General features: G+C 75.9%; 24 protein-coding genes and 1 pseudogene. 16 read left to right on the top strand and 9 right to left on the bottom strand.

From position 1 onward, the window contains the following. Positions 1-80: 80 nt before the first annotated feature. Positions 81-1232 carry an alkaline phosphatase PhoX gene (locus tag ACL02R_RS20885; protein ID WP_412798482.1) on the bottom strand — a complete coding sequence of 384 codons (1152 nt, stop codon included), beginning with the start codon at positions 1230-1232 and terminating at the stop codon, positions 81-83. Between the two features lie 277 nt (positions 1233-1509). Here ACL02R_RS20885 and ACL02R_RS20880 point away from each other — a divergent pair, with 277 nt between their 5' ends. From ACL02R_RS20880 to ACL02R_RS20850, 7 genes are all read left to right on the top strand, one after another. Further along, positions 1510-1983: an STAS domain-containing protein gene (locus ACL02R_RS20880; RefSeq protein WP_412798481.1), complete on the top strand. Its 474-nt coding sequence runs from the start codon at positions 1510-1512 to the stop codon at positions 1981-1983. A 113-nt stretch (positions 1984-2096) separates the two neighbouring features. Then, the gene (locus tag ACL02R_RS20875; RefSeq protein ID WP_412798480.1) at positions 2097-2534 is read left to right on the top strand and encodes an ATP-binding protein; all 438 of its coding nucleotides are present in this window, start codon (positions 2097-2099) and stop codon (positions 2532-2534) included. Between the two features lie 321 nt (positions 2535-2855). Further along, a complete protein-coding gene (locus tag ACL02R_RS20870) occupies positions 2856-4529 on the top strand; it encodes a SpoIIE family protein phosphatase (protein ID WP_412798485.1) in 1674 nt (557 codons plus the stop codon). Then, complete coding sequence (locus ACL02R_RS20865; protein ID WP_412798479.1) at positions 4526-4996, top strand: hypothetical protein; 471 nt, start codon at positions 4526-4528, stop codon at positions 4994-4996. Before ACL02R_RS20870 ends, ACL02R_RS20865 begins: the two co-directional genes overlap by 4 nt. Continuing rightward, on the top strand, positions 4993-5382 hold the full coding sequence (locus tag ACL02R_RS20860) for an STAS domain-containing protein (protein ID WP_412798478.1): 390 nt from the start codon (positions 4993-4995) through the stop codon (positions 5380-5382). The genes ACL02R_RS20865 and ACL02R_RS20860 overlap by 4 nt, the downstream gene beginning before the upstream one ends. A 125-nt stretch (positions 5383-5507) precedes the next feature. After that, positions 5508-6389 (top strand): RNA polymerase sigma factor SigF, encoded by an 882-nt coding sequence (locus tag ACL02R_RS20855; protein ID WP_412798477.1) that lies wholly within the window; start codon positions 5508-5510, stop codon positions 6387-6389. A 185-nt stretch (positions 6390-6574) separates the two neighbouring features. Next, positions 6575-8470, top strand: coding sequence for a glycoside hydrolase family 15 protein (locus ACL02R_RS20850; RefSeq protein WP_412798476.1), 1896 nt, complete (start codon positions 6575-6577; stop codon positions 8468-8470). On the opposite strand, the gene ACL02R_RS20845 is transcribed toward ACL02R_RS20850, so the two are convergent. The 3 genes from ACL02R_RS20845 to ACL02R_RS20835 all read right to left on the bottom strand — a co-directional run bounded on the left by ACL02R_RS20845 (position 8452) and on the right by ACL02R_RS20835 (position 10716). Further along, positions 8452-8811, bottom strand: a complete 360-nt coding sequence (locus tag ACL02R_RS20845) for a hypothetical protein (RefSeq protein WP_412798475.1) — start codon at positions 8809-8811, stop codon at positions 8452-8454. The two genes, ACL02R_RS20850 and ACL02R_RS20845, sit on opposite strands and share 19 nt — an antisense overlap. Next, positions 8808-9251 (bottom strand): hypothetical protein, encoded by a 444-nt coding sequence (locus ACL02R_RS20840; protein WP_362959512.1) that lies wholly within the window; start codon positions 9249-9251, stop codon positions 8808-8810. The genes ACL02R_RS20845 and ACL02R_RS20840 overlap by 4 nt, the downstream gene beginning before the upstream one ends. Positions 9252-9468: 217 nt before the next feature. Further along, a complete protein-coding gene (locus ACL02R_RS20835) occupies positions 9469-10716 on the bottom strand; it encodes a glycoside hydrolase family 6 protein (protein ID WP_412798474.1) in 1248 nt (415 codons plus the stop codon). A gap of 322 nt (positions 10717-11038) precedes the next feature. Here ACL02R_RS20835 and ACL02R_RS20830 point away from each other — a divergent pair, with 322 nt between their 5' ends. Then, positions 11039-12157: a glycoside hydrolase family 15 protein gene (locus ACL02R_RS20830; protein ID WP_412798473.1), complete on the top strand. Its 1119-nt coding sequence runs from the start codon at positions 11039-11041 to the stop codon at positions 12155-12157. Positions 12158-12260: 103 nt separating this feature from the next. Further along, entirely contained in the window at positions 12261-14942 is a 2682-nt protein-coding gene (locus ACL02R_RS20825) for a hypothetical protein (RefSeq protein WP_412798472.1), read from the top strand. A gap of 18 nt (positions 14943-14960) precedes the next feature. Here ACL02R_RS20825 and ACL02R_RS20820 read toward each other — a convergent pair whose 3' ends face one another. Continuing rightward, a complete protein-coding gene (locus tag ACL02R_RS20820) occupies positions 14961-15563 on the bottom strand; it encodes a helix-turn-helix domain-containing protein (protein WP_412798471.1) in 603 nt (200 codons plus the stop codon). 78 nt (positions 15564-15641) lie between these two features. Between ACL02R_RS20820 and ACL02R_RS20815 the strand changes: the two genes are divergently transcribed. Then, the gene (locus tag ACL02R_RS20815; protein ID WP_412798470.1) at positions 15642-17216 is read left to right on the top strand and encodes an FAD-dependent oxidoreductase; all 1575 of its coding nucleotides are present in this window, start codon (positions 15642-15644) and stop codon (positions 17214-17216) included. On the opposite strand, the gene ACL02R_RS20810 is transcribed toward ACL02R_RS20815, so the two are convergent. Genes ACL02R_RS20810 through map form a run of 3 tightly spaced genes read right to left on the bottom strand, consistent with a single transcriptional unit; the run spans position 17197 to position 19104 of the window. After that, a complete protein-coding gene (locus ACL02R_RS20810; protein WP_412798469.1) occupies positions 17197-17793 on the bottom strand; it encodes an O-methyltransferase in 597 nt (198 codons plus the stop codon). The two genes, ACL02R_RS20815 and ACL02R_RS20810, sit on opposite strands and share 20 nt — an antisense overlap. Before the next feature lie 17 nt (positions 17794-17810). Continuing rightward, positions 17811-18299: an NUDIX hydrolase gene (locus ACL02R_RS20805; protein ID WP_362968755.1), complete on the bottom strand. Its 489-nt coding sequence runs from the start codon at positions 18297-18299 to the stop codon at positions 17811-17813. A gap of 37 nt (positions 18300-18336) precedes the next feature. Beyond that, positions 18337-19104 (bottom strand): type I methionyl aminopeptidase, encoded by a 768-nt coding sequence (gene map, locus ACL02R_RS20800; RefSeq protein ID WP_412798468.1) that lies wholly within the window; start codon positions 19102-19104, stop codon positions 18337-18339. 75 nt (positions 19105-19179) lie between these two features. Between map and ACL02R_RS20795 the strand changes: the two genes are divergently transcribed. The 4 genes from ACL02R_RS20795 to ACL02R_RS20780 all read left to right on the top strand — a co-directional run bounded on the left by ACL02R_RS20795 (position 19180) and on the right by ACL02R_RS20780 (position 23941). Further along, positions 19180-19461: a helix-turn-helix domain-containing protein gene (locus ACL02R_RS20795; protein ID WP_412798467.1), complete on the top strand. Its 282-nt coding sequence runs from the start codon at positions 19180-19182 to the stop codon at positions 19459-19461. After that, complete coding sequence (locus tag ACL02R_RS20790; protein ID WP_412798466.1) at positions 19458-20087, top strand: HAD-IA family hydrolase; 630 nt, start codon at positions 19458-19460, stop codon at positions 20085-20087. The genes ACL02R_RS20795 and ACL02R_RS20790 overlap by 4 nt, the downstream gene beginning before the upstream one ends. A 151-nt stretch (positions 20088-20238) precedes the next feature. Beyond that, positions 20239-21600 (top strand): acyltransferase domain-containing protein, encoded by a 1362-nt coding sequence (locus ACL02R_RS20785; protein WP_412798465.1) that lies wholly within the window; start codon positions 20239-20241, stop codon positions 21598-21600. Positions 21601-21979: 379 nt separating this feature from the next. Beyond that, positions 21980-23941 (top strand): amino acid transporter, encoded by a 1962-nt coding sequence (locus ACL02R_RS20780; RefSeq protein WP_412798464.1) that lies wholly within the window; start codon positions 21980-21982, stop codon positions 23939-23941. Positions 23942-23978: 37 nt separating this feature from the next. Here ACL02R_RS20780 and ACL02R_RS20775 read toward each other — a convergent pair whose 3' ends face one another. Further along, positions 23979-24935: an SMP-30/gluconolactonase/LRE family protein gene (locus ACL02R_RS20775; RefSeq protein ID WP_412798463.1), complete on the bottom strand. Its 957-nt coding sequence runs from the start codon at positions 24933-24935 to the stop codon at positions 23979-23981. Positions 24936-25061: 126 nt separating this feature from the next. Between ACL02R_RS20775 and ACL02R_RS20770 the strand changes: the two are divergent. Both ACL02R_RS20770 and ACL02R_RS20765 read left to right on the top strand, forming a co-directional pair. After that, positions 25062-25669: pseudogene (locus tag ACL02R_RS20770) on the top strand (DUF4291 domain-containing protein). A gap of 179 nt (positions 25670-25848) precedes the next feature. After that, positions 25849-26541, top strand: a complete 693-nt coding sequence (locus ACL02R_RS20765; protein WP_412798484.1) for an RraA family protein — start codon at positions 25849-25851, stop codon at positions 26539-26541. Position 26542 lies beyond the last annotated feature (1 nt).

Here is a 26542-nt window from a genome sequence, read left to right as displayed (position 1 = left end):
GTGTTCCGGGGGGTGGTGTGTGGGGGCGCGCGCCCCCGCGCACCGTCGGTTTCAGGACAGCCGCGCCCGCCCTGGGGCGGTCAGGCGGCCCCGCGGAACGGGCCCCGCACCTCGTAGGTGACGCCCGCGCCGTTGCTGTCGGACGCGCCCCGCTGGGAGGAGAAGTACAGCCGGTCGCCCGCGGGGCTGAACGCCGGCCCCGTGATCTCCGAGCCGCTGTGCCCGCTGACCCGCAGGAACGGCGCCACCACGTCGTCCGGGGTGATCACGCAGATCTCCATCGTCCCGCCGTCCTCGGCCACGAACAGGTCGCCGCTGCCGCTTCCGGTGATGTTGTCCACGCCCGTCAGCGGCGGCGAGTCCACGAGGTCGTCGTCGTACACGACGGTGAGGGTCGTCGTCCCGGTGTCCAGGACCCACACCCGGTTGTCGCCCTTGGTCGTGAAGTAGCAGAGCCCGCCGCGGTAGTAGCAGCCCTCGCCGCCGTTGAACGCGCGCGTGCCGGTGACCTGCTGCCGGGTCCGCGTGGTCGCCGCCGACGGATCGGGGACCGTGCGCCAGGCGAGGGCGCCGTCGTTTCCGGTGAGCACTTCCAGCGTCCCGGCCGACAGGTCGCCCCATGTGCGGGGCGCGAACCGGTAGAAGGCGCCGTCCGGTTCGTCCTCCGTGAGGTAGACGACCCGGAGGTCGGGGTCGCAGGCGGCGGCCTCGTGCTTGAAGCGGCCCATGGCGTCGCGGCGCACCGCCGCCGTCCGGCCGTGAGGGTCCGTCTCGTACACGAAGCCGCGGCTCACCTCCTCGCAGGACAGCCACGTTCCCCAGGGCGTCGCGCCGCCCGCGCAGTTGGTCGACGTGCCGGACAGGATCGTGTACGCGTCCGAGACCGTGCCGTCCGCGGCGAACCGCAGCGCCCCGGCGCCGCCGGAGCCGGAGCCCAGCTCGGCGTTGGACACGTAGATCCACCCGCGGCCGTCCGCGAAGCAGGCGCCGCCGTCGGGGGCGCCGTGCCAGGTGTGGCCCGTGCCCGCGACCTCGCGGGACGACCTGGCGACGATCCGGCTGCTGAAACCGCGCGGCAGGTGCAGGCCGTTGGCGTCGGCGGCGCCCAGCGGCCCGTACGGGCCGGTGCCGGGCCGGGCGGGGTAGGCGAGCGAGGAGCGGGACATGGTGAAGCCGAAGGCCACGGTGCCGGTGCCGACGACGGCACCGCGCAAGAGGGAGCGACGTTCCATGGCGGTTCCTCCTGAGACCGGGAGCGGGGGAACGGCGGCCGTCACGCAGCGCCGCCGGTCGCGCACGCTCAGCTTAGGGCGCCCCGCCGCGCGCCGGAGCCACCGGCGGGCGAACTCCCGGCGGCCGTACGGCGTCCCGCCGCCGACGGGCACCCGGCCCGCGCCGCCGCCCCGGGGGGAGTCTTCCGCTTCTTCTGTCCTCGATGCCGCCCGCCGAACCCGCCGCGCCGGCTCCTGGCGGGGGGCGGGTGCGCGGTCCGCGGCGCGGGCCGGGAGAATGTCCCGCGACACCCACGGTCCTTCCCGCCGCCGCGCGGGGGCGGCGGCGGGTGCGGACGGCGCGGGCCGGGACGGTCCGGGGAAGTGGGCGATGATGGACGAGCTGGGAACGGTGCTGGCCGAGACGGTGGCCGGCGGCGTGCTCGTGGTCCGCGTGACGGGCGAGATCGACGCCGAGAGCGCGACCGGCCTCGAAGCGGCGCTCGCGGCGTCCGGCCCCGCGGAGGTCGGGCGTACAGTGCGTACAGTGGTCGACCTGTCGGAGACGGACTTCGCCGACTCCCGGGTCCTCCACGTGCTCCTGACCGCCGAACGCGCCCACCGCGCCGCCGGCGGGCGGATGGTGGTGGCGGGCCCGTTCGGCGAGACGGTACGGCGGCTCTTCGAGGTGACGGGCACCGCCGGGTACTTCACCCTGGCGGACACCGTCGGAGCCGCCCTGACGGAACTGGACCGGCCGCAGTCCCCCTGACGGCCGGTGCCGCCGGAAGGGTGCATCGTCCAGCTTTTTCGGACAGGGTGCTCATGGGCCGTGTGCGGCGACCCGCGTCGGGCACGCGCATGTGGACGGCAGGGGGAAGAACTATGGAGCGCAAGGGCGTGTCGGCGGAAGAAGTGACGGGCGGGCACCACGGGCCGGTGCCCGTGAGTGCCGCGGCGGCCCGCAACCACGTCCAGCTCCTGCTGGCCGGACGCCTCCCGGCGCCCGGCGTCGACCCGAGAGACGACCTGACGCTCGCCGACGTCCTGCTCGTGACGTCGGAGCTCGTCACCAACGCCATCCGGCACGCGGGGGGCGTCACGGGCTTCTCGGCCGTCGTCTCGGACGAGGGCCTGTACCTGTCGGTCAGCGACGGGAGCGACGAGATACCGCGCACGACCGTCACCCACGCCGACGGGAACGGGCGGGTCTCCATCGGCGGTTACGGCTGGCCGCTCATCCACCGCCTCAGCCAGGACGTCACCGTCCTCCAGCTGGCCGGCGGCGGGAAGACCATCCAGGTCGTCGTGCCCCTCGACTGACCGGCGCCGGCGCACCCCCGGCCCGCTCCCGCGCGCCGTCCGCCACGTGCCGCACGCGTCGGCGCCCATTGCCATCCACGGGTCCGATGCGGGAGGGTGGGTTCCGGAAGACACGCCGCGCCGCATGCCCCGACGGGCGCGACCCGGCAGGCGACCGCGTGTCCTGACAGATGCGAGAGCCGGGTAGGCGAGAAAGGTGGTTGGCCCGCCCACGGTGGTGCCCCGAGCGTGGACACGTCCGACATCCGTTCCGACAGCCCGCCCCATGCAGCCGACCACGGCAGCACGGTCGGCACCGTCAGCCCAGGCGGCACCCGCGCCATGGCCGGCGGCCCCGCCACCGCCGACCTCCCCGGCATCCGCACCGCCTGGGACGCCGCCCCCTGCCCCGCCCTCGCCGTGGACCGCACCGGCGCCGTACGCCGCGCCAACGAGGCCGCCCGCCGCCTGCTCCCGCGCGCCGAGCCGGGCACGCCCCTGTGCCACGCCGCCCCCGGCTGGCTCGCCGCCGCCCACCACGCCATCACCAGCGGCACGGGCACCCGCGGCACGGCCACCGGCGCGCCGCCCGCCCCGACCGCCGCCGCTCACGGCCGCGTCGCCGACCGCCATATCGAGGCCCACCCCACCCCGGGCGACGACGGCGGCATCGTCTGGTGGCTCGTGGACGACACCGAACGCCGCCGCGCCGAGGAGGCCCTGCGCCTCGAACAGCGGCGCACCGCCTTCATGGCCGAGACCTCCGAGGCGCTCCTCACCTCCCTCAACCTCGAACGCTGCTCCGAGGTGACCGCCCAACTGGCCACCCGGCACCTGGCCGACGCCGCCGTGGTCGTCGCCCCCGCCGCCGGCCGCCGCCTCCCCCTCACCTCCTGCGGCCCCGACGGACGGGTCACCCGCGGTTTCGTCCGCGCCGACGCCGACCAGGTGCCGGGCCTCGGCGAGGCGCTCCGCGGTTTCCCGCCCGTGCCCGCCCGCTGGATCGACCCCGCGTCCGCCCCCGCCTGGCTGATCCCGCCCGGTCTCGACGGCGAGGTCGCGTCCCTCGTCATCACGCCGCTGCCGGGCCACGGCGTGCCGGCCGGGGCGCTCGTGCTCCTGCGCCGCGCGGGCCGCGGCGCGTTCACCGACGCCGAGGAGGAGACCGCGCGCCTCTTCGCCGCGCGGGCGGGCGTCGCCATCTCCGCGGCCCGCCTCTACGCCGAGCAGGCCGGCACCACGGCCACCCTCATGCGGGAACTGCTGCCGCCCCGCCTCCAGCACACCCACGGCGTCGGGCTGGCCGGCGGCTACCGCGCCGCACGTGCCGGGGAACGCGTCGGCGGCGACTTCTACGACGTGTACCAGGCCCCGAGCGCGGGCGGCGAGTCCCTCGTCGTCCTCGGCGACGTCTGCGGCAAGGGCCTGGAGGCGGCCGTCCTCACCGGCAAGGTCCGCAACGCCCTCCAGACCCTCGCCCCGCTCTCCGTCGGCCACCAGCGCATCCTCGGGCTGCTCAACGACGCGCTGCTCGACTCCCGGCACACCCGCTTCGTCACGCTCGTCCTCGCCTCCGTCCTGCGCGAGGCCGGACGCGTACGGCTGCGGCTGACCAGCGCGGGCCACCCGCCGCCGCTGATCGTCAGGACCGACGGCCGCGTGCACGAGGCCGACACCCAGGGCTCCCTCATCGGCGTCCTGCCCGAGGTCCAGTCGACCACCACCGTCACCCATCTCGCGCCGGGCGAGACGGCGCTGCTGTTCACGGACGGCATCACCGAGGCGCGCGGCGGCCCCCTCGGCGACGAACTCTTCGGCGACGAGCGCCTGCGCGACGCGCTCGCCCAGTGCGCGGGCATGCCGGCCGAGGCCGTCGTCGAACGCGTGCAGATGCTCGCCTCGCAGTGGATCGGCGAGGGCGGGCACGACGACATGGCCGTCGTCGCCATCACCGCACCCCGCCACGCGCACCTCAGCGCGGTGGACGGCCGCACACCGGGCAGGTACACCGCATGACCGCCGGACACCCCGCACCGCCCCGGCCGCACGTCGCCGCCGCGCCCCACCCGCCGGGCGCGTTGCGGCACCTGGACGACCAGGAGTACACCTACGTCACCAGGACCGCGCCCCAGCTCGTCCGGGCCGCGCTCGGCGGGCTGGAGAGCCGCTTCCCCGCGATCCGCGACTACACCGGGCAGCAACTGCGGCACACCGCGGACGACATCGCGCAGATCGTGGACTTCCTCGCCGCGTCCCTGTACGCGGACGACCCGGAGCTGTTCACCGGCTTCGTCCGGTGGACCGGCGGCATCCTCGCCGCACGCGGCGTGCCCGCCCGTTCGCTCGCGCCCACCCTCGACGTCCTGGCCGGCCGGCTCGCGGACTTCCCGCGCGCGGCGCGGCACCTGGCCGAGGCGCGGCGGGCCGTGGGCGGCGACGCACCGTCCTCCGGCGCGTCGACCGGTCAGGGGACGGCGGCATGACCAGCCTGCCGCCGCGCGCCCTCACCGCCACCGCGCCGAACCCGTTCACCGTCCGCCTCCAGATCCACGGCGACCTGGACCGGGACACGGCGGACGAACTCCTCGAAGCCGTCACCGAGCAGCTCGCCCGCCATCCGGGGCTGCTCCAGCTGCGCCTGGATTTCGCCCGGCTCGGCGACTGCGACGCCCTCGGCCTGTCCTGCCTGCTGATGATCCAGCGCCGCGCCACCGCCGCACGGGTCCGCCTGCACCTGGACAACCGCACGCCGCGCCTCGACCAACTCCTGCGCACCACGGGCACCTTGCGCCACCTCACCCCCGGGCCCCCGCGCTCGGGACAGCTCGGACCCGGCCCCCGGCGCCAGGACCGCCCGGCGGCCGACTGACCAGGCGCGCGGGAACCCGCGGACGGCGCCCGGAAGATCCCGTGGAAAAAAGAGGCATGCCGGGGTGAGACCCGGGTACGTGCCCGTTCAGGCACCACTGTCGAGCAGGTAATGGGGTGGACACCATGGCAGCTGTGACGGCGACGGCAGCGCACCCGGTGACGAGGACCGCGGAGAGCGCGGAGGACCTGGCCGGCGCCCCTCTGCCGCAGATCGGCGCCCCGCAGAAGGTGGCTCCGCGTGACGCGAGGGAGCTGTCGCGGGTCTTCTTCGCCCGGCTCGCCGTCCTCGAAGAGGGCACGCACGAGTACCAGTACGCGCGCAACACGCTCATCGAGATGAACCTCTCGCTGGTCCGCTACGCCGCCACGCGCTTCCGCGGCCGGGGCGACCAGATGGAGGACATCGTCCAGGTCGGCACGATCGGCCTGATCAAGGCGATCGACCGCTTCGAGCTGTCCCGCGAGGTCGAGTTCACCTCCTTCGCGGTGCCCTACATCGTCGGCGAGATCAAGCGCTTCTTCCGCGACACCAGCTGGGCCGTGCACGTCCCGCGCCGCCTCCAGGAGGCCAGGGTCGAACTCGCCAAGGCCACCGAGGAGCTGCGCACCCGGCTCGGCCGCACCCCGACCGTCGCCGAGCTGTCGGCCCTGATGAGTCTCCCCGAGTCCGAGGTCATCGAGGCGCGCAAGGCGTCCAACGGCTACCACTCGACCTCCCTGGACGCCACGCTCACCGGCGAGTCCGGCGTGGACGGCGAGGCGGTACTCGCCGACTTCATCGGCCAGGAGGACCCGGGGATGCAGCTGGTGGAGGACATCAGCACCCTCGCCCCGATGGTCAGCAAGCTCGGCGAACGCGATCGCCAGATCCTGCACATGCGGTTCGTCGACGAGATGACCCAGGCCCAGATCGGCGAGCAGCTCGGCATCTCCCAGATGCACGTCTCGCGGCTGCTGACCCGCATCCTCACCCGCCTGCGCAAGGGCATGCTGGCCGCCAACTGACCGATCGACTGACCGACCGACGGGCCCGCCGCGGCCCGCGCACCACCGCACGCACCACGGCGCCCCGCCCCGCAACGGCACGTCCCGGGAGCCGCCGTCCGTCCCCACCGGTCCGCCGGCGGGGACGGACGGCGGCTCCCGCGCATCCGGCCGGGCACCGTGGACACGAGCAGGAGGGGGACGCGGTGTCCGCCGCACCGATCGAGGACTACGCCCTGCTGGGGGACCTCCAGACCGCGGCGCTGGTCAGCCGGGAAGGCTCCATCGACTGGCTGTGCCTGCCCCGCTTCGACTCGCCCGCCTGCTTCGCCGCGCTCCTCCACGACGAGACCGCCGGCCGCTGGCTCCTCGCGCCCGCCGCCGGGGGCCGCACCACCGCCCGCCGCTACGCGGGCGACTCCCTCGTCCTGGAGAGCGAGTGGCGCACGCCCGACGGCACGGTCCGCGTCACCGACTGCATGCCGCCCCGGGGCGAGGCCGCCGACGTCGTCCGCGTCGTCGAGGGCGTCTCGGGGCGCGTCCCCATGCGCATGGACCTGCGGCTCCGCTTCGACTACGGCCGGCTCACACCCTGGGTGCGCCCGGACGGCGGCGACCTCGCCGCCGTCGCCGGACCCGACGCCGCCTGGCTGCGCACCGACGCGCCCACCGCCGTCACCGACGACGGGCGGATCACCGCCGCGTTCACGGTGACGGCCGGGCAGCGCGTGCCGTTCGTCCTCACCCACCAGCCGTCCCACCTGCCACGGCCCGAGCCGGTGGACGCGCTCGCGGCCGTCCCCGACACCCGGCGCTTCTGGGAGTCATGGATGGCGGGCTGCCGTTACGAGGGCGGGTGGCAGGAGCCGGTGCGGCGCTCCCTCGTCACGCTCAAGGCCCTCACCTACCGCCCCACCGGCGGCATCCTCGCCGCCGCCACCACCTCACTGCCCGAGGAGCCGGGCGGCACCCGCAACTGGGACTACCGCTTCTGCTGGCTGCGCGACTCGACCTTCACCCTCCAGGCCCTGCTGGGCACCGGGTTCGTCGAGGAGGCGCGGGCCTGGCGCGAGTGGCTGCTGCGCGCGGTCGCGGGCGACCCGGCGGACCTGCGGATCATGTACGGGCTCGACGGCACGCGCCGCCTCCCCGAGGCGGAACTCGGCTGGCTCGACGGCCACCGGGGCACCGGCCCCGTCCGGGTGGGCAACGCGGCCGCCGGCCAGTTCCAGCTCGACGTCTGGGGCGAGGTCCTGGACAGCTTCCACCTCGCCGAGGAGAGCGGCATCGCCCCGGACGGGGACGCCCTCCGGATACAGCGCGCCCTGCTCGACCACCTGGAGGGCGCCTGGGACCAGCCGGACAACAGCCTGTGGGAAGTACGCGGCCCCCGCCGCCACTTCACCCACTCCAAGGTGATGGCCTGGGCGGGACTCGACCGCGCGGTGCACTCCGCCCGCCGCCACCCCGCCGACGCGCCCGTGGCGCGGTGGGCCGCCCTGCGCGACCGCATCCACGCCGAGGTCTGCGAGAAGGCGTACGACGCCGAACGCAACACGTTCACGCAGTTCTACGGCTCACGCGGCCTCGACGCCGCGCTCCTGCTGCTGCCCCGCACCGGCTTCCTCCCCTGGGACGACCCGCGCGTGCGCGGCACCGTGGACGCCGTGCGCCGCGAACTCCAGAGCGACGGCTTCGTCCTGCGCTACCGCCCCGAGGCCGACGGCGAGGTGGACGGACTGCCGGGCGGCGAGGGCGCGTTCGTCGCGTGCAGCTTCTGGCTCGCCGACGCGCTCCACGGCACCGGGCGCACCGCGGAGGCGCGCGACCTCTTCGAGCGGCTGCTCGCGCTGCGCAACGACGTGGGGCTCCTCAGCGAGGAGTACGACGTCGTGCGCGGGCACCACCTGGGGAACACCCCCCAGGCGTTCAGCATGGTCGGGCTCGTCAACACGGCGCGCGCCCTCAGTGGCGAACACATCGCGACGCACGCCTCGCAGGGACGGCACGTCACGCCGTCCGCCCGCCACGGCGCGCCCGTCCCCACGCCCGCGCCGGAGCGCGCCCCGACCGGCGGCAGCCGTCAGACGCCCGTCCGGTAGTACTCGTCCACCTGCGGCTCGGCCGCGACGGGTTCCATCCCGGCCCGCCGCAGCTGCGCCGCCCACCGGTCGGACGTCGTGACGAACGCGCGCAGCAGCGCCTCCAGGCGGGCGAGCCGCGTGCGCTGCTCCCGGTTCTCCTCGGTGACGCGTTCCACGGTGGCCTGGAGGACGGCGAGATCGACCCGCCGTTCCTCCGGGCCGGTCGTCACCGCGGCCACACGCGTGTGCGCCTCACCGGTGATCAGCGCCGCGGCCTTCGTGGCCCGTGCCGCGAGCCAGCCCGCGGCCAGCGCGCCCACCGGCCCGCCGATCGCCGCCACCGTCGTCCAAAGACTCATGCCGCCCCCTCCTTGACGGGACGCGCCGCCGGTACCGCCGCCGGCGCCGAGAACTCCGGTATCGCGCTGGCCCACATGATCACCCCGACGTGTGACGACAGGTACCAGGCGGCGATCCACAGCCCTCTCGTGTACTCGCCCGCGAGCCCGGCGGCCACGTACGCCGTGGACCACACGGTGGGCGGCGCCAGCGCGGCGGCGAACCCCGGCCAGTCGTGGCCGATCCGCACGCACGCCGCCGACACCGCCGCCACACCCGCGACCACCCACATCCACGCCCAGTAGTGCACGGGCGCGACCTCGGTCAGCAGCGTGAGCCCCTGCGGGTTGGGCGCCGGATCGAGGACGAACTGGAGGCCCCAGATGATCTCCCCTGCGCCGACGATGACCAGCAGGGCGCCACGGCGCCCGAGATGCCGCCGTATACGGGGGAACAGCATGGCGTGTCCGATCTGTTGGAGTCACTCACTAGCTTATGTGCCACGGAGTAACTCCTCGGTAACGCGTTGTCGCCCTCCCGTGTCAACGACCTGGTGGACGGCGGCCGAAGCGTGCTGCGGCGGGACCGCGCGCGACGGGCCGGCCGCGCCCGGTCGTCCGCGCGTGGTGCCCGCGCCGCCCTGCCTCCGGCGCCGCGCGCCGGGGACGGGACGTCAACTAGTCACCCAGGGCCAGGTGGTAGGCGATCTCGGGGGAGAAGGCGCCGGGGGCGGCGGCGCAGCCGTCCGCCTCGCCCGGGGGCTTGACCCACAGGTAGGCGGCGACCGCGGGGTCGCCCGTGTCCGTGGTGGGGCGTTCGCCGAGGCGGCGGCCCTCCGGGTCGCACCACTCCTCGCCGACCGGGCCGTTGCCGTTGCGGCTGGTGTCGATCACGGCGTGCAGGCCGCCGCCGAGCGCCGCGAGGACGTCCTTGGCGTAGGCCGTCTCGTCCGCCGTGGTGCGGAAGTTGGCGACGTTGGTGAAGATGCCGTCCGCGCTCTCCCCGGCCCCGGCGGCGCGCAGCCTGGCGGCCATGTCGGCCGGGTCGTGCCACTGGGAGTGGCCCGCGTCGAAGTAGACGCGGGCCCTGGGGTTGGCGGCGTGGAGGGTGTCGGCGGCGCGGGCGAGCGCGGCGTCGCGCGCGTGCTTCGCGTCGGGGGCCATGCAGTCGTTGAGCGCCAGTGAGTCAGGTTCGAGGATCACGATGACGGGGCCGCTGCCCAGACCGGCGGCGAAACGTTCCATCCAGCGTCCGTACGCGGCCGTGTCGGGAGCGCCGCCGCCCGAGTGGCCGCCGCAGTCGCGGCTGGGCAGGACGTAGCTCACCAGGACCGGCACGCCGCCCGACGCCTCGGCCGCCGACGTGACGGCCCGCACCTCGCCCGTCACCCCGTCGGGGTCGTACCGCGTGAACCACACGCCCTGCGGCTCGTCCGCTATCTCCTCGGCGATGACGGGCCGCCTGCCGTCCTGGGGGTTGTCCGCGACCCACCGGCTCACCTGGCCGCCCGGGTTGACGAACAGCCCGGCCCGGATGGGCGCGCCGCCCCCGCCCGTCCCGCCGCCGCCTCCGCCGTCCGCGCCGTCACCGCCGCCGCCCGTCGCCTCCGCGCCGTCGCCGCCGGTCCCGCCGTCCGCCGCGTCCCGCTCCCCGCCGGGCGACGGCGGCACCACGGACTCGTCGGGCGAGGGGGCGATCAGGGACTCGTCGGCGGGCGGCGCGGCGACGGGCGCGTCCGTACCGGACGTCGGTCCCGCCACGGCCTCGCGGTCCCCGCCTGCGCCGCTGTCCCCGCCGTCCCCGCCGTCGGACACGACCACGGCCGCCCCGGTCACGGCCAGCACCCCGGCGACCCCGGCGGCGAGCAGGACCTTGGCGCGCGCGGACAGGGGACTGCGGAAGTCGGGCACTCGGCTGGGGGCCACGGCGGCGGAATCCTCTCGGCGGGCTCACGCCGGCGCGAGAGCACTCAGCTGATCGGTCGAGCAGATCATTCACGCTCGCTGACCCCCCGTCAATCCCTGCCAGTCGCCCTCCGCCCCTCCCGCACCACCGTGCGCCGTGCGCCGTGCGCCGTGCGCCGTGCGCCGTGCGCCGTGCGCCCGGGACGGTGAACGCGCCGCCACCCGGACGGGTGCTTCTGCCGCCTCCCGGCCCCCGCTCCGCCTCCCGGGCCGCCGCCGGGGGAAGGCTGTCCCCCGGGGCACGTCCCCGCTCCCCGCCCGTCACACCCCCGGAGGCAAGCCCGTGTCCACCACCGACCACCGGCGCCTCGTGGCGCGGAGTCTGGACGTCATCACCGGCAACCAGGACGCGGGCGGCGGTTATCCGGCCGGTCCGGCGTACCCGGTGTACGGCTTCTCGTGGTTCCGCGACGGCTCGTTCATCGCGGAGGCGGCGTCCCGCGCGGGCGCGCCCGGCTCGGCCACCGCGTTCCACGACTGGTGCGCCCGGATGGTGACCGACCGCGCGGACCGCGTCCTGCGCGTCGTCGCCGCGCACCGCGGCGGCGGGCGGCCCGCCGACCGCGACTACCTGCCGACGCGCTTCACGCTCGACGGGCGCGACCCGGACGTCGCGGGCTGGGGCGAGTTCCAGACGGACGGGTACGGCACGTGGCTCTGGTCGCTCACGGCCCACCTGGAGCGGCACGGACTCGACCCCGCCCCGTACCGCGACGCCGTAGCCCTGGTCGTGGACTACCTCGCCGTCACCTGGGACCTGCCCTGCAACGACTGGTGGGAGGAGTCCGGGGACGAGCGGCACGTCTCCACCCTCGGCGCGATCCAGGGCGGCCTGGCCGCCGCCGCGCGGGCGGGCCTGGCGGACCCGGACGTCGTCGCCCCGGTCCTCGCGGACGCCGGGAACCTCGTCGCCGAGGAGGGCACGCTGCGCGGGCGGCTCACCAAGTGGCTGGGGAACGGGGCGGTGGACGCGAGCCTCGTCGCGTGCCTGACCCCGTTCACCGTCACCGACCCGTACGGGCGCGTCGCCGCGCGCACGCTCGCCGCCGTCGAGCGCGACCTGCTGGAACCGGGCGGCGGTGTCCACCGCTACCTGGACGACGTCTTCTACGGCGGCGGGCAGTGGCCGGTCCTGGCCGGCCTCCTCGGCTGGCACCACGCGCGCACCGGCCGCACGGCCGCCGCCAGGCGGCAGCTCGACTGGATCGCCGCCCAGGCGACCCCCGACGGGCTGCTGCCGGAACAGGCCGTCGGCGCGCGCCTGTTGCACCCCGGGCAGCTCGCCCCCTGGGAGGAGCGGTGGGGCCCCGTCGCGACCCCGCTGCTGTGGTCGCACGCGATGTACGTGATCCTCGCCGACGCCCTCGGCATCCACCCCACCAGGCCCACACGTCACCCGTAGAGGTGACGCGGCGTCAACCGGGGCGTTTCGTCGTGCCGTTGACGGGCCGGTCCGGTCCCCGACCGCCTCCCGCGCGCGGCGGGCGCGGACCATAATGCCCTCCATGCCGGAGGCACCGGAGCCACCTTCCATCCGCAACGTCATGAGCGGCGGCACGGCCGAGTACGTGATCCAGATCGGCCAGGTCCACGGCGACGTGACGGTCCACGTACCCCCGCCGCGCGACCCCGTGGACCGCGCCGCCCACGCCCTCGCCCGCGCCGTCCGCGCCCAGTGGTCCGCCGAACTGCGCGCCCAGGACGCCGCCGCCGCCGACGAGCCGCTGCCCGTCCGCTGGCACGCCGACCGCCCCGGCCCCCGCGCCGCCGCCCCCGGGCAGGACGGCAGCGCCTCCCGGCTGGCCGACGCCCTGCTCGCCCTCGAACGGCGGCGGCTCGTCGTCCTCGGACCGCCGGGCTCCGGGAAGTCCACCCTGGCCGTGCTGCTGACGCTCGACCTCACCGCGCGCCGCGCACGCGGCGAACCGGCGCCCGTCCCCGTGCCGCTGACGCTGGAGTCGTTCGACCCGTTCCGCGAGGACTTCCACCGCTGGGTGGTCCGGCGCGTCACCGAGGAGTACCCGGGCCTGCCCGCCGTCGAAGGGGACCCTCCCGCGCGGCGGCTCGTCCGCGAAGGGCTGCTCCTGCCCGTGCTCGACGGCCTCGACGAACTGCCCGAGCACCGCAGGGCCGACGTCGTCCGGGCCGTGGACGCCGCGCTCGGGCCCGAACACCCCGTCGTCCTCGCGTCGAGGACCGAGGCGTACGCGGCCGTGCGTGCCTCCGGCGCCGAGATCACCCGTGCCGTGACACTGCACGCCCAGCCCGTGGACCTCGCCGACGCGACGCGCTACCTCGTCCGTTCCGCCCGTTCCCCTGTCCGCGACCGCTGGGCCTGGACGGTGGCCGCGCTCGCCGCCGCCCCGGACGGGCCCGTCGCCAGGACGCTGACGAGCCCGCTGATGATCTGGCTGGCCCGCCGCGCCTACGAGACGCCGCCCGCCGACCCGTGCGACCTGCTGACACGCCGCTTCCCGGACGTCGCGGACGTCGAACACCATCTGCTGGACGCGGTGTTCGCGGCCACCTTCACCGAGCGCCCGCAGTCCCTGGAGCGCCTGCACGCGCCCGGCCGCTGGCACCCCGACCGCGCGCGCCACTGGCTCACGGCACTCGCCCGCCACCTCGACCGGCGGCACACGACCGAGCTGGCCTGGTGGCGCCTGCACCGCACGCCGATGGTCCTCGCCCTGTTCCCGCTGGTGCTCCTGGTGGTGGGTCTGGCCGTGTCCGTCCCGGTGGACGCCTTCATCGCCTGGTACGGCGACCGCCGCACCGACCCCGGTTTCGACTGGGGCTCGACCGGACTCGGCCTGGAATCCTCCCTCACCCTGGGACTGACGCTGTGCTTCCTGATGTGGCGGTCCACCGAGTTCTGGTTCCGCAGCCGCATGTGGCAGCCGCGCAGGCGCGCCAATCCGTTCCGCATCGGCGCCGCACTGCGGTCCGCGCGACGGCCCGTGGCGGTGCGGCGGGGGCTGGCGGCCGCGCTGGTGATCGTGGTGCCGACCGCCGGGCTCGGCCTGATCGCCGCGGGCGCGAACGACAGCCGGCCGTACGTGGTGATGGTCGTGACGGGATGCGTCCTCGCGCCGCTCGCCATGGCCGTCATCGCCGCGCCCGCCGACACGGAGGACGCGGTGACGCCGGGGGAACTGCTGCGGGGCGAGCGGCGCGCCGCGCTGCTGTCGGCCGGCGTGGTCGCCCCGCTGTTCGGAATCGGCCAGGGGGCGTTCGGCTGGTTCGCGGGCGGCACGGTGGCGGACGCCCTGGCATGGGGCGCGGTCGCCTGGGTCGGGGCGGCGGCACTGCTGGTGCTGCTGAGTCCGTGGAGCCGGTGGCTGTTCGCCAAGGCGGCGCTCGCGACGGTGGGCAGGGTGCCGTGGTCGCTCATGGAGTTCCTGCGGGACGCGCACCGGGGCGGGCTGCTGCGGCAGAGCGGCGGCGTCTACCGGTTCAGGCACCTGCGGCTCCAGGAGCACCTGACACGGGCGCGGGCGGCAGTCACCACTTCCGGCGTTCCGCCGCAGCGGGCCGCCCGGCGCCGGCCGCACGGTGCGGCGGGCCCCGCTCCGGCGGCGCGTCCTTTCCCCGGACCCCCTCCCTCGCTCCGGGGGACGATCTGGGCAGCGGAACGGCAGCCGCTCGCCGTCCGCGAGCACTGGGCCGTCCTGGAGGACGGCCCGGCGGCCTTCCACGCCATCGGCCGCAGGCGGCGCGCGATCGTGGCCCACTGGCCGGCGTTCGCCTTCTTAGGCGGCCTGACGCTGTTGCGGGGCGCGCTCTCCGGCAGCTGGGCGCAGGCCGTGGGGGGTGGGGCGGCGTGGCTGCTCCTCGCGCTGCTGGTGTCCTGCCTCTCGTGGCTGCTCAAGCCCCCGCTCCGCACCGAGCTGCACATCACGGCGGATCACCTGCTGTTCGCCATCGGCAGGTACAACGGGTGGCACGCGTGGCACGACGTGGACGCCGTCGAACCGCGGCCGGTCATGCGGCGGGGCCGCGACAGCAAGGTGTACGGGGTCCACGTCCATCTGCGCCCCGGCGCCGCCCCGTCGCACCGGGCCCTGCACAGCGGCGGGGGCTGGTACTGCGTGCTGCCGCTGTCGGTCGTGCGTGCCGTGCCGGACGATCTGGCGGCGGCGCTCGCCAGGTTCGCGGGGCCCAGGTGGCGCGCGCCGCCGGGGTGACGCGCCCGGCGGGGCCCGTCAGTCCGCCCGCGCCGGGCGGGCGCGGACATGGAGCCGTTCGCCCTGCGGGCCGAACAGCGACAGCACCTCCGTCGGCCGCGGCCCCCCGCTCACGAAGACGTGCGGGACGCGCGTGTCGAACTCGGCGGCCTCTCCGGCCGCGAGCGTCAGGTCGTGTTCGCCCAGGACCAGCCGCAGCTTCCCGGCCAGCACGTACAGCCACTCGTAGCCCTCGTGCGTGCGCTGCTCGGGCAGCGGGTCGTCCGGCGACCTGCCGGGAATGATCATCTTGTATGCCAGTAGTCCGCCCAGGTTCCTGGCCAGCGGCACGAACGTCCGCCCGTGCCGGACGAACGGGCGCGGGTGGACGCGCGGGTCACCGGTGGGCGGCGCCCCCACCAGGTCGTCCAGCGGCACGCCGTACGTACGCGCCAGCGGCAGCAGCAGTTCCAGCGCCGGCCTGCGCTGCCCCGACTCCAGACGCGACAGGGTGCTCTGCGAGATGCCCGTCGCACCGCTCAGCGACGCCAGCGTGAGGCCGCGCTCCAGGCGCAGGGCGCGCAGCCGGGGGCCCACCGTGCTCAGTACGTTCGTCAGGTTGTCGTCCGCCACGCCTCCCATGTGCCGACCCGGCAACAAGCTTTGTCAAATGATGGGGGGTCCGGCCGACCATCGCCCGGGAAAGGGAGGTGCTCCTGTATGACCGCACCCACACGCTCCTCGTACGACGTCGTGGTCATCGGCGGCGGCGCGGCCGGACTGAGCGGCGCGGTGGCCCTCGGCCGGGCCCGCCGCTCCGTCCTCGTGATCGACGACGGCACCCCGCGCAACGCCCCCGCCGACGGCGTGCACACCCTCCTCGGCCACGAGGGTGTGCCTCCGCTCGCGCTGCTCGCCGCCGGACGTGAGGAGGCCGCGCGGTACGGCGCCGAGATCGTCCCCGCGCGCGTCGCGACCGCGGGGCGCACCCCGGACGGCTTCCACGTCGTCCTCGCGGACGGCACCGCCGTCGCCGCCAGGCGGCTGCTGGTCGCCAGCGGCCTGACCGACGAACTGCCCGGCGTCCCCGGCCTCGCCGACCGCTGGGGACGCGAGGTTCTGCACTGCCCGTACTGCCACGGCTGGGAGGTCCGCGACCAGCCCATCGGCGTTCTCGGCACCGGGCCGCTCTCCGTCCACCAGGCCCTGATGTGGCGCCAGTGGACCGACGACCTCACACTCTTCCGGCACGCCATGCCGGAACTGACCGACGAGCAGGCCGAGCAGTTCGACGCGCGGGGCATCACCGTGGTGCACGAACGGGTGACCGGCCTCACCGTCGCCGGCGACCGGCTCACCGGCGTCGCCCTCGCCGACGGCGCCGTCGTCCCCTGCGCCGCGCTCGCCGTCACCCCGCTGTTCACCGCGCGCGCCGCCTTCCTCGACGGCCTCGGGATCACCCCGATCGAGCGGGAACGCGACGGCCAGGTCGTCGGCACCGTCGTGCCCGTGGACGAGACCGGCGCCACGCCCGTGCCCGGCGTCTGGGCGGCGGGCAACGTCACGACGCCCGCCCAGCAGGTCGTGGGCGCCGCCGACGCCGGGGTGCGCGCGGGCGCCGCCGTCAACGCGGACCTGACCGCCGAGGAGACCGCGGCCGCCGTCGCCGCGCGCCGCGCCGCCCGCGAGTGGGACGAGCGCTACGCGCAGACCGGGCGCGTCCGGAGCGGCGAGCCCGACACGGAGCTGGTCAGGCATGTCGCGGACCTCACGCCGGGCAGCGCCCTCGACCTCGGCTGCGGCGAGGGCGGCGCCGCGGTGTGGCTCGCCGCGCGCGGCTGGCGGGTGACGGCCGCGGACATCTCACGGGTCGCCCTCGGACGGGCCGCCAGGCACGCGGCGGACGCGGGCGTGGCCGACCGGATCGACTGGCAGCGGCACGACCTGGCGACCTCGTTCCCCGGCGGCAGCTACGACCTGGTGTCCGCCCAGTTCCTGCACTCCTGGGCGGACATGCCGCGCGAGCGCATCCTGCGGTCGGCCGCCGCGGCGGTGGCGCCGGGCGGCGTCCTGCTGATCGAGGGGCACGCGGGCTCCCCGCACCGGGAGGAGGGCGAGGACCACCCCGGCGTGCGCTTCCCGACGCCGCCCGAGGTCATCGCGTCGCTGCGGCTGCCCGAGGGGGACTGGGAGGTCCTGCTGAGCGAGGAGCACGAGCGCACGCAGCTCGGCCCCGACGGCACGCCCCGCACCCGCACGGACAGCACCGTCATGCTCAGACGGCTGCCCCGCTGACGCCGGTGCGGACGGCCAGCAGCAGTCCGCTCGCCCAGCCGAGGCGGGCGGTGCGGAAGCCGGGCGGGCCGTCCAGCCGGGCCAGCAGCCGCCGTACGTCCGCCTCATGCCCGGCCGGCCAGCCGGGAACGGGCGCGAGATCGTCCACGACGTATGCGCCCCCTGGCGCGACCAGTGCCAGGGCTGTGTCGAGGTGGGTGAACTTGCCCGGCCACGTGTCGGCGAACACGAGGTCGAACGGCGGCCCGCCGTAGCCGTCGAGCCAGGCCCCCGCGTCGCCCTGCACCAGGGTCAGCCGGGGGTCGGCACCGAGGTGGCGGCGGGCCACGGACTGCACCGCCGCGTCCCGTTCCACGCTGACGAGCGAGGCGGTCGCGTCCATCCCATCGAGCAGCCAGGCCGCGCCCTGGCCGACGCCGGTGCCCAGTTCGAGCACCCGCCCGCCGGGGCGCGCGGCGGCGAGGGCGGCCAGCAGGGCGCCGGTGCGCGGGTCGCAGGAGAGGGCGAAGCCGAGCGCGGCGGCGTCCGCGCGCAGCGCGCCGAGCGTGGCGGGGAGCCGTTCCGGGAGATCGTCCATGGCCCTGATGCTGCCACTCAGCGCGGGGAGTTGGGGACGTACCCGAAGTCGGCCGGTACGGCGGGCGGGCCGTCGGCGCGCAGCGCGTCGAGGACCTGGGGGAGCTGCGGGGGCCACAGGGCCTCGTCCGCCACGGCGAGTTCGGCGGGGGACCACCAGCGCCAGCGCAGGATGCCGTCCTCGGCGTGGGCGGCGGTCAGGTCGCCGACCGGCTCGCGGCGCGGCCCGTACGCCAGGTAGATCCGCTCGCGCTGCCGTACGGGCACGCCCGCGCGCGTGTAGTCGTGCTCCCACAGGCAGAGCGTCCCGCGCAGGGGGACGCCGGTCCAGCCGGTCTCCTCGCGCAGTTCGCGCGCCGCGGCGGCCTCGGGCGTCTCGCCCGGGTCGAGGCCCCCGCCGGGCATCGCCCAGTGCACGCCCACCTCGGAGTTGTCGTACCGGAACATGAAGACGGCGCCTGCCGGGTCGAGCACCGCGACCCTGGCGGCCTCTCGTGGTGTCCGCATCGGCCCATCCTGCCCGACCGCGGCGGCGGGGCGGTGGTCAGGGGAGCGTGAGGACGCGCGGCCCGTCGGCGGTGACGGCGACGGTGTGCTCGAAGTGGGCGGCCCGGCTGCCGTCCGCCGTCCGCAGCGTCCAGCCGTCCGGCGCGGTGACGTACGCGTCGCCGCCGCCGGAGATCAGCATCGGCTCGATGGCGAGCGTCAGCCCGTGCCGCAGCGGGAAGCCCCGGCCGGGGCGCCCCCGGTTCGCCACGTGCGGGTCCTCGTGCATGCGGCGGCCGATGCCGTGGCCGCCGAAGTCGACGGGGCTGCCGCAGCGGGCCGCGCGCGTCACGCGGGAGACGGCGTGCCCGATGTCGCCGGTCCTGTTGCCCACCGTCGCCGCCGCGATCCCGGCGTCGAGCGCGCGCCGCGCCGCGTCGATCAGCGCCGCGTCCGCCGGGCTAGGGGTGCCGACGGCGAAGGTGACCGCCGCGTCGCCCGTCCAGCCGTCCAGTTCGGCGCCGCAGTCCACGCTCACCACGTCGCCCTCGCGCAGGCGGTAGCCGTCCGGGATGCCGTGCACCAGCGCGTCGTTGACGGACACGCACGTCACGGCGGGGAACGGCGTCGGCGCGAACGACGGCAGGTACCCCAGGAACGGCGAGCGGGCGCCCGCCCCGTCGAGGACGGCGCGCGCCGCCTCGTCCAGCTCCCGCAGGGTCACCCCGACCGCCGCCGCCTCCTGCGCGGCGGCCAGCGCCCGTGCGACGACACGCCCGGCCTCGCGCATGGCGTCCAGCGCCGCGTCCGTCTTGATCTCCACCATGTCCCGGTCCCTTCCGCGCGCCCCGGGGCACACCCCGGGGCGCGCAATTCTTATACCGGTATTAGTATCACGGTCATGGTGAGGACCCCGCTGACCCCCTGGGAACGCGAACGCGGCGAGCGCTTCGGCGCGCTGCTGCGCGAGGCCAGGGGCGAGCGCAGCATGGCGGACGTGGCGGCGGCGGCCGGCGTCTCCGCCGAGACGCTCCGCAAGATCGAGACCGGCCGCGCCCCGACCCCGTCGTTCTTCACGGTGGCCGCCCTCGCGGGGGCCCTCGGGCTGTCCCTCGACACCCTCGTCCGTCAGGCGGCGCCGGCTGCGGACGCGGTGGACGCCGCGGGGATGCTTTCCGCATGACGGCCCGCCCGCACGACGCCGTGATCTGCGACCTGGACGGCGTGCTCAGGCACTGGCCGGACGCCGGCCCGGTCGAGCGGCGGCACGGCCTGCCCGCCGGCGCGCTCGCCGCCGCCGCGTTCGCCGAGGCCAGGCTGCTCCCCGCGATCACCGGCCGCGTGACCGACGAGGAGTGGCGCGCCGCCGTCGCCGACGACCTCGCCGCGCGCCACGGACCGGCCGCCCGCGCGGCCGTCGCCGAATGGTCGGCCCTCGTGCCCACGACCGACGAGGAGGTGGCGGCCCTGCTGCGGGCCGCCCGCGCGGTCGTCCCCGTCGCCCTGCTGTCCAACGCGACCACCCGGCTGGAGAGCGACCTCGCCGCCACCCTCCCGCCCGGCCTCGCCGACGAGGTCGTGAACACCGCCCGCATCGGCGTCGCCAAGCCCGACCCCGCCGCGTTCCTCGCCGCCGCCGACAGGCTCGGAGTGCCGCCGCGGCGCTGCCTGTTCGCGGACGACTCCGCCGCCAACGTGGCTGCCGCCCGCCGCACCGGTATGACCGCCGTGCACGTCCGCGCCCCGCGCGACCTGCGGCGCGCCCTCGCGCCCCTTCTCGGCGGAACGCCCCTGCACGCCATCGGGTGAACCCGTCGGCGCCCGCGGTTCGCCGCAGGCGGTCAGGGAAGTGATCGCCCACAGTGGTCCCTGCGTGGTCCCTGCGCCGTGGCCCACCGCGTCACGGCCGATCCGCCATGGCCCGCGCGTTGGAGTTCTCGCCCCTGTGAGGGATACGCAGATGCCGGAGTCCACCGTCCTTCCCCTGCCGCTGTCCTCGTCCAGCGCCGAAGGACTGCGCCGCCGCGCCCGTGCCCTCGCCGCACGGCTCGCGGGGGAGCCCGGCGAAGGGCCGCCCCCCGCCCGCCGGGAAGCCCCCGCGTACCCGGAGCACCGCGCCGTCCTGCTCTACGCCGACCGGGCCGACTGCCTCGCCGGACTGCGCAGGCTGGCCGCCGGGGAGGCGTCGCCGCAGGTCGTCAGGGGCGTGGCCGCCGGGTCCGCGCAGCCGGTCCTCGTCTTCCCCGGCCTCGGCGCGCAGTCGCCCGCCATGGGGCGCGGACTGCTCGCGCACGCCCCCGTCTTCGCCCGGCGCATCGAGGAGTGCGACCGCGCGCTGCGCCCGCACACCGGCTGGTCCCTGCCCGGCGTGCTGTCCGGGGCCCCGGGCACCCCGCCCCCCGACCGCATGGACGTCTGCCAGCCCGCGCTGTTCGCCGTCACGCTGGCCCTCGCCGCGCTGTGGCGGTCGTACGGCGTGACGCCCGCCGCCGTCATCGGACACAGCATCGGCGAGTTCGCCGCCGCCCACGAGTGCGGTGCGCTGACCCTCGCCGAGGCCGCCGAGATCGCCGCCTCCTGGGGCCGCGCGCAGGCCGCCCTGGTCGGCACGGGCGAGATGGTCGCGGTGCGGCTGCCGGTCACCGAGGCGGCCGTGCGGCTGCGCCCCTGGCCGGGACGGCTGACCGTCGCCGCCGTCAACGGGCCGCGGTCCGTCGTCGTGTCGGGCGACCGCGAGGCGGCCGAACGGTTCCTGGCCGGGCTGCTCGCCGACCGCGTGGGCGCCCTGCGCGTGCCCGCCGGATACGCGGCGCACTCGCCGCCGCACATGGCGGCCCTCCGCGAACGGCAGCTCACCGACCTCGCGCGCATCACCGGACGCGCCGCGCCCACCCCGTTCTACTCGACCGTCACCGGACGCCTCCTCGACACCGCGCGGCTCGACGCCGCCTACTGGTACCGCAACCTCAGCGGTCCCGTCCGCTTCGAGTCGGCGGTCCGCGCGGCGGCCGTGCGCGGCCACACCGTGTTCATCGAGGCCGGCCCGCATCCCGTGCTGACCCTCGGCATGCGGCAGACGCTGGAGACGGTCCACGAACGCCCCGCCGTCATCGCGTCCGCCGTCCGCTCGGACGGCAGTCCGGGCCGCTTCCTCCGCTCGGTGGCGGAGGCGTACGTGGCGGGGGTCCCCATCGACTGGTCGGCGGCGTACGCGGGGGTGGACGTCCGCGCCATCGGACTGCCGCTGCCCGTGCTCGCCCCCGCTCCCGCCCCGGGGACCCCGCGGACCGGGGGCACGCCGTCGCCCAGCCCCACCACCTGACCGCCTGGCGTCCTGACCTGCCACGCCGCGGCCCCCGACCAGGCCCGTCCGGTGACTCCCGGCACGCGTGAGGTGGCGCCGCGTGGACGGCCGCCGTGGCCGCCGTCAAGAACCTGCCGGGAGTTCGTCAAGAAGCCGTCAGGGATATCCCGGCGCGCACGCCCGCGCGCGCCGTCCGAGGCGCGCCCGGCGGGGCCCGCGCACGCCCCATCCGTGCCATCGTGCCTGGCAGTTGAGCCGCGCGCCCTGCCGGCGGGCGCCCCGCGCGGGCTCCAGCACGCCCCCTGGACCCCGGCGTCACCGCTCCCTCCGCTCGGCGATACTCGCTCCTCGTGCCTACCGCTTCCTGTGGTTCGAGTGGTCCCGGAGGTGCGCGGTCGTGACCGGCACCCAGCAGACGGCCGCCGCCGTACCGTCCCGCCGCTTCCGCGGCTGGCTGCTCGACGGCCTGAGCGAGCGCGCCGCCCGCCACCCCGGCCCGCACGCCACCGCGCCCAGCAGGACCGAGGGCCACCCGTGGTGGCGCGTGATGTGCCTGACCGGCGTCGACTACTTCTCCACGCTCGGCTACCAGCCGGGCATCGCCGCACTCGCCGCGGGACTGCTCTCCCCGCTGGCGACCCTCGTCCTCGTCGCGCTGACCCTCCTCGGCGCCCTGCCCGTCTACCGGCGCGTCGCCCGCGAGAGCCCGCACGGCGAGGGGTCCATCGCGATGCTGGAACGGCTGCTGCCCTGGTGGGCGGGGAAGGTCTTCGTCCTCGTCCTGCTCGGCTTCGCCGCCACCGACTTCATGATCACCATCACGCTGTCGGCCGCCGACGCCGCCGCGCACGCCGTGGAGAACCCCGTCGCGCCCGGCTGGATGCACGACGGCAACATGTGGATCACCCTGCTGCTGATCGCCGCCCTCGGCGCCGTCTTCCTCAAGGGCTTCCGCGAGGCCATCGGCATGGCCGTCTGGCTCGTCGGCACCTACCTGCTGCTCAACCTCGTGGTGCTCGCCACCGCCGCGCGGCACATCCTCGACGACCCGGTGGTGGTGGACGACTGGTGGGACGCGGCGTCGGCCGAGCACGCGTCACCGGTGGCGATGATCGCCGTCGCCCTGCTGGTCTTCCCGCGCCTCGCCCTCGGCATGTCCGGCTTCGAGACGGGCGTCGCCGTCATGCCGCAGGTGCGCGGCGACGCCACCGACACCGAGGAACGGCCCGCCGGGCGCGTACGCGACACCAGGCGGCTGCTCACCACGGCCGCGCTGGTCATGAGCGGCGCCCTCCTCGTCTCCAGCCTCGCCACCACCCTGCTGATACCGCGCGACGAATTCGAGAGCGGCGGCGAGGCCAACGGCCGGGCGCTCGCGTACCTGGCCCACCGCTACCTGGGCGAGGCGTTCGGCACGGTCTACGACCTTTCCACCATCGCGATCCTCTGGTTCGCCGGCGCCTCCGCCCTCGCCGGGCTGCTGAACCTCGTGCCGCGCTACCTGCCCCGGTACGGCATGGCGCCCGAGTGGACCCGGGCGGTGCGCCCGCTGGTGCTGCTCTTCGTCGCCATCGCGTTCACCGTCACCATCCTGTTCGAGGCGGACGTGGACGCGCAGGGCGGGGCGTACGCGACCGGCGTCCTCGTGCTGATGGTCTCGGCGTCGTTCGCGGTCACGGTCTCCGCACGCCACCGCGGGCACCGCCGCGCCACCGCCGGGTTCGGCCTGGTCACCGCCGTGCTCCTGTACACACTGGTCGTCAACGTCATCGAGCGCCCCGACGGCCTGCGGATCGCCGCCCTGTTCATCGTCGGCATCCTCGTCACGTCCTTCGGGTCACGCGTCCACCGCGCTTTCGAGCTGCGGTCGGGCGACATCACCCTCGACGCCACCGCCGCCCGCCTCATCGACGAGGCCGCCGCCCGGGGGCCGCTGCGCATCATCGCCAACGAGCCGGACGCCCGGGACGAGCGCGAGTACCGCGAGAAGCAGGACAGTCAGTGCGAGGAGACGCCGATCCCCGACCGGCGGCACACGCTGTTCCTCGAAGTGACGGTGGACGACTCGTCCGACTTCGCCGCCGATGTGACGGTGCACGGCGAGGAGTGCCACGGCTACCGCGTCCTGCGCGTCCGGGGCGCCGCCGTGGCCAACACCATCGCGGCCGTGCTGCTGCACCTGCGGGACCGCACCGGCACCGTCCCGCACGCCTACTTCACCTGGACCGAGGGGCACCCGCTGGGGCACCTGCTGCGCTTCCTGGTGTTCGGGGACGGCGAGGTCGCGCCGGTCGCGCGGGAGGTCCTGCGCCGCGCCGAACGCGACCCGGCCCGCCGCCCGCGCATCCACGTCGGCTGAGCCGCCGGCGGGACGCGCGGGCGGCGGGCCGTCCGCGTCAGCCGGCGGGCGCGTCCCGCCGGCGGCGGCCGGGGCCGGTCTGGTGCGTGCCCGTGACGCCCATGACCACCGAGTACAGGGTCGTCCGGGCGGTGATGAACAGCCGGTTGCGCTTGGCGCCGCCCCAGGCGATGTTGGCGGCCGTCTGCGGGACGGCGAGCCGCCCGAGCAGCGTGCCGTCGGGGTCGTAGCAGTGCACGCCGTCGTCCATCGCGGCGGCCCAGAGCCGTCCGTCGGCGTCGAAGCGTATGTTGTCGAAGTTGGCGTTCCGGCGCGCCCCGCCCTCGGCGAAGACCTCGCCGTCGGAGAGCGTGCCGTCGTCGCGCACGTCGAGGACGCGGATGAGGTTGGCGCCGCTGTCGGAGACGAACAGCCGCTTCTCGTCCGCCGAGAAGACCAGCCCGTTCGGCCCCCGGAAGCCGTCCGCGACAAGGCGCACCTCGCCGGTGGCCGGGTCTACGCGGTAGACGTTGTTCGCGCCGATCTCGCTGTCCGCCAGGTGGCCCTCGTAGTCGCTGGTGATGCCGTAGTCCGGGTCGGAGAACCAGATGGAGCCGTCCGACTTGACCGCAGCGTCGTTGGGGCTGTTCAGCCGCTTGCCCTGCCAGCGGTCGGCCAGGACCGTCACGGTGCCGTCGTGCTCGGTGCGCGTCACCCGGCGGTTGCCCTGCTCGCAGGTGATGAGGCGGCCCTCGCGGTCGAGGGTGTTGCCGTTGGTGTGCCCGGCGGAGCGGCGGAAGACGGCGACGGCGCCGGTCTCCTCGTCCCAGCGCAGCAGGCGGTCGTTGGGTATGTCGCTCCAGAGCAGCTGCCGCCACGCGGGCACGTAGACGGGCCCCTCGGCCCAGCGGCTGCCGGTGTGCAGGACCTCCAGGCCGGCGTCGCCGTTCATGCACCGGCCGGTGCGGAACCGGTCGTCGAACATCTCGTACAGCGCGGGGCGCTCGCCGGCCATGAATTTCCTCTCGGTCTGTGCTGCCGCACACTCTCCGGCCGGAGCTTCGTGCTGGTCAAGTCCCGGATGTGTGACCGGTTCCCCGGCCGCCCGCGCGCCGGGAAATCCGCGTGCCGGACTCCGGGCATGCCACCGCCGGACGACATCCCCTGCCGGCAGATACGCGCCGCCTGCACCGCCGCCGACACCCTCACCGTCCACCAGGCGTACGCGCCCGCCCTCGGCCTGCCCGCCGCCCGCGACGGCCGCTTCCCCGCCGCCTGGAGGCGCGGCCGGACGACGTGGGTGAAGCCGGCGTTCCTGTGGATGACGTACCGCTGCGGCTGGGCCACGAAGCCGGACCAGGAGACGGTCCTCGCGATCGACCTGCGCCGCGACGGCTTCACCTGGGCCCTGGAGAACGCCTGCCTCTCCCCACCACGTGCCGGGCCGCCACGCCGACGAGGCGGCCCGGTGGCGGGCGCTCCGGCGGGCGCCCGCGCGCGTCCAGCGGGACCCCGAGCGCGACCTGCGCCTGCGGCCGCTGCCCTGCCGCTCCCTGCCGCTCCCGGCAACTCGGCCTCGCGGGCGACGCGTCGCGCCGCTCCGCCGACGACTGGAGCACCGGCGTCACGGACGTCATCCCGCTCGCGCACGAGATCCACGCCCGCGTCCGCGCCGGGCGCACCGGTGAGGCCGCCCGCCTCCTCCCCGCCGAGCGCCCGTACCCGGCACCCGCGAACCCCGCGATCTGACCGGCCGGGCCCGGCGCGACGGTCCTGCCGGTGTCCGACCCGTCGCGTAAAGTCGGCCCCGGTGCGGTGGCACTCGCTCCGTGCCGGGGCCCGACCAGCGAGGCACAGCCATGGAGAACATCACCGGTACGGCGGACGCGCCCCCCGCGCGCTCCGCCCACCTCACCGGGAACGCGGAGATCGCCCGCCACTTCGCCACCCTCACCACCGCCCACGTCGCCGACGCCTGCCTGCGCCTCGGCGTACCCGTCCGCTGCGCCCCCGCCGGGCTGCGGCCTCTCACCCCGGGCACGCGCATCGCCGGGCGCGTCCTGCCCGTCCGCCACTCCGGCAGCGTCGATGTCTTCCTCGAAGCCTTCGAGGCGGCGGCGCCCGGCGACGTCCTGGTGATCGACAACGGCGGCCGCACCGACGAGGCGTGCGTCGGCGACCTCGCCGTCCTGGAGGCGCGCGCGGCGGGCGTCGCGGGCGTCGTCGTCTGGGGACTGCACCGCGACACGGCCGACCTGCGCGCGATCGGCCTCCCCGTCGTCAGCCTCGGCGCCCTCCCGGCCGGGCCGCGGCGGCTCGACCCGAGCCCGCCGGAGGCCCTGGAGTCGGCGCAGGTGGGGGAGTGGACGGTCGGCCGCTCCGACCTGGTGCTCGCGGACGACGACGGGGTGCTGTTCGTGCCGGACGCCGGAGCCGCCGGGCTCCTCGACGCGGCGGCCGGCATCCGCGACACCGAGCGCGCCCAGGCCGACCGCATCCGCGCCGGGGTGACGCTGCGGGAGCAGGTCGCGTTCCGCGCCTACCTGGAGCGCCGCCGGGACGACCCCTCGCTCACGTTCCGCGAGCATCTGCGGACCGTGGGCGGCGAGATCGAGGTGTGAC

It is taken from the genome of Streptomyces sp. MS19 (assembly GCF_047200595.1).
Lineage (GTDB): Bacteria > Actinomycetota > Actinomycetes > Streptomycetales > Streptomycetaceae > Streptomyces.
Note: the sequence above shows the minus strand (reverse complement) of the source record. Positions and strands in the feature narration are given on the sequence as shown.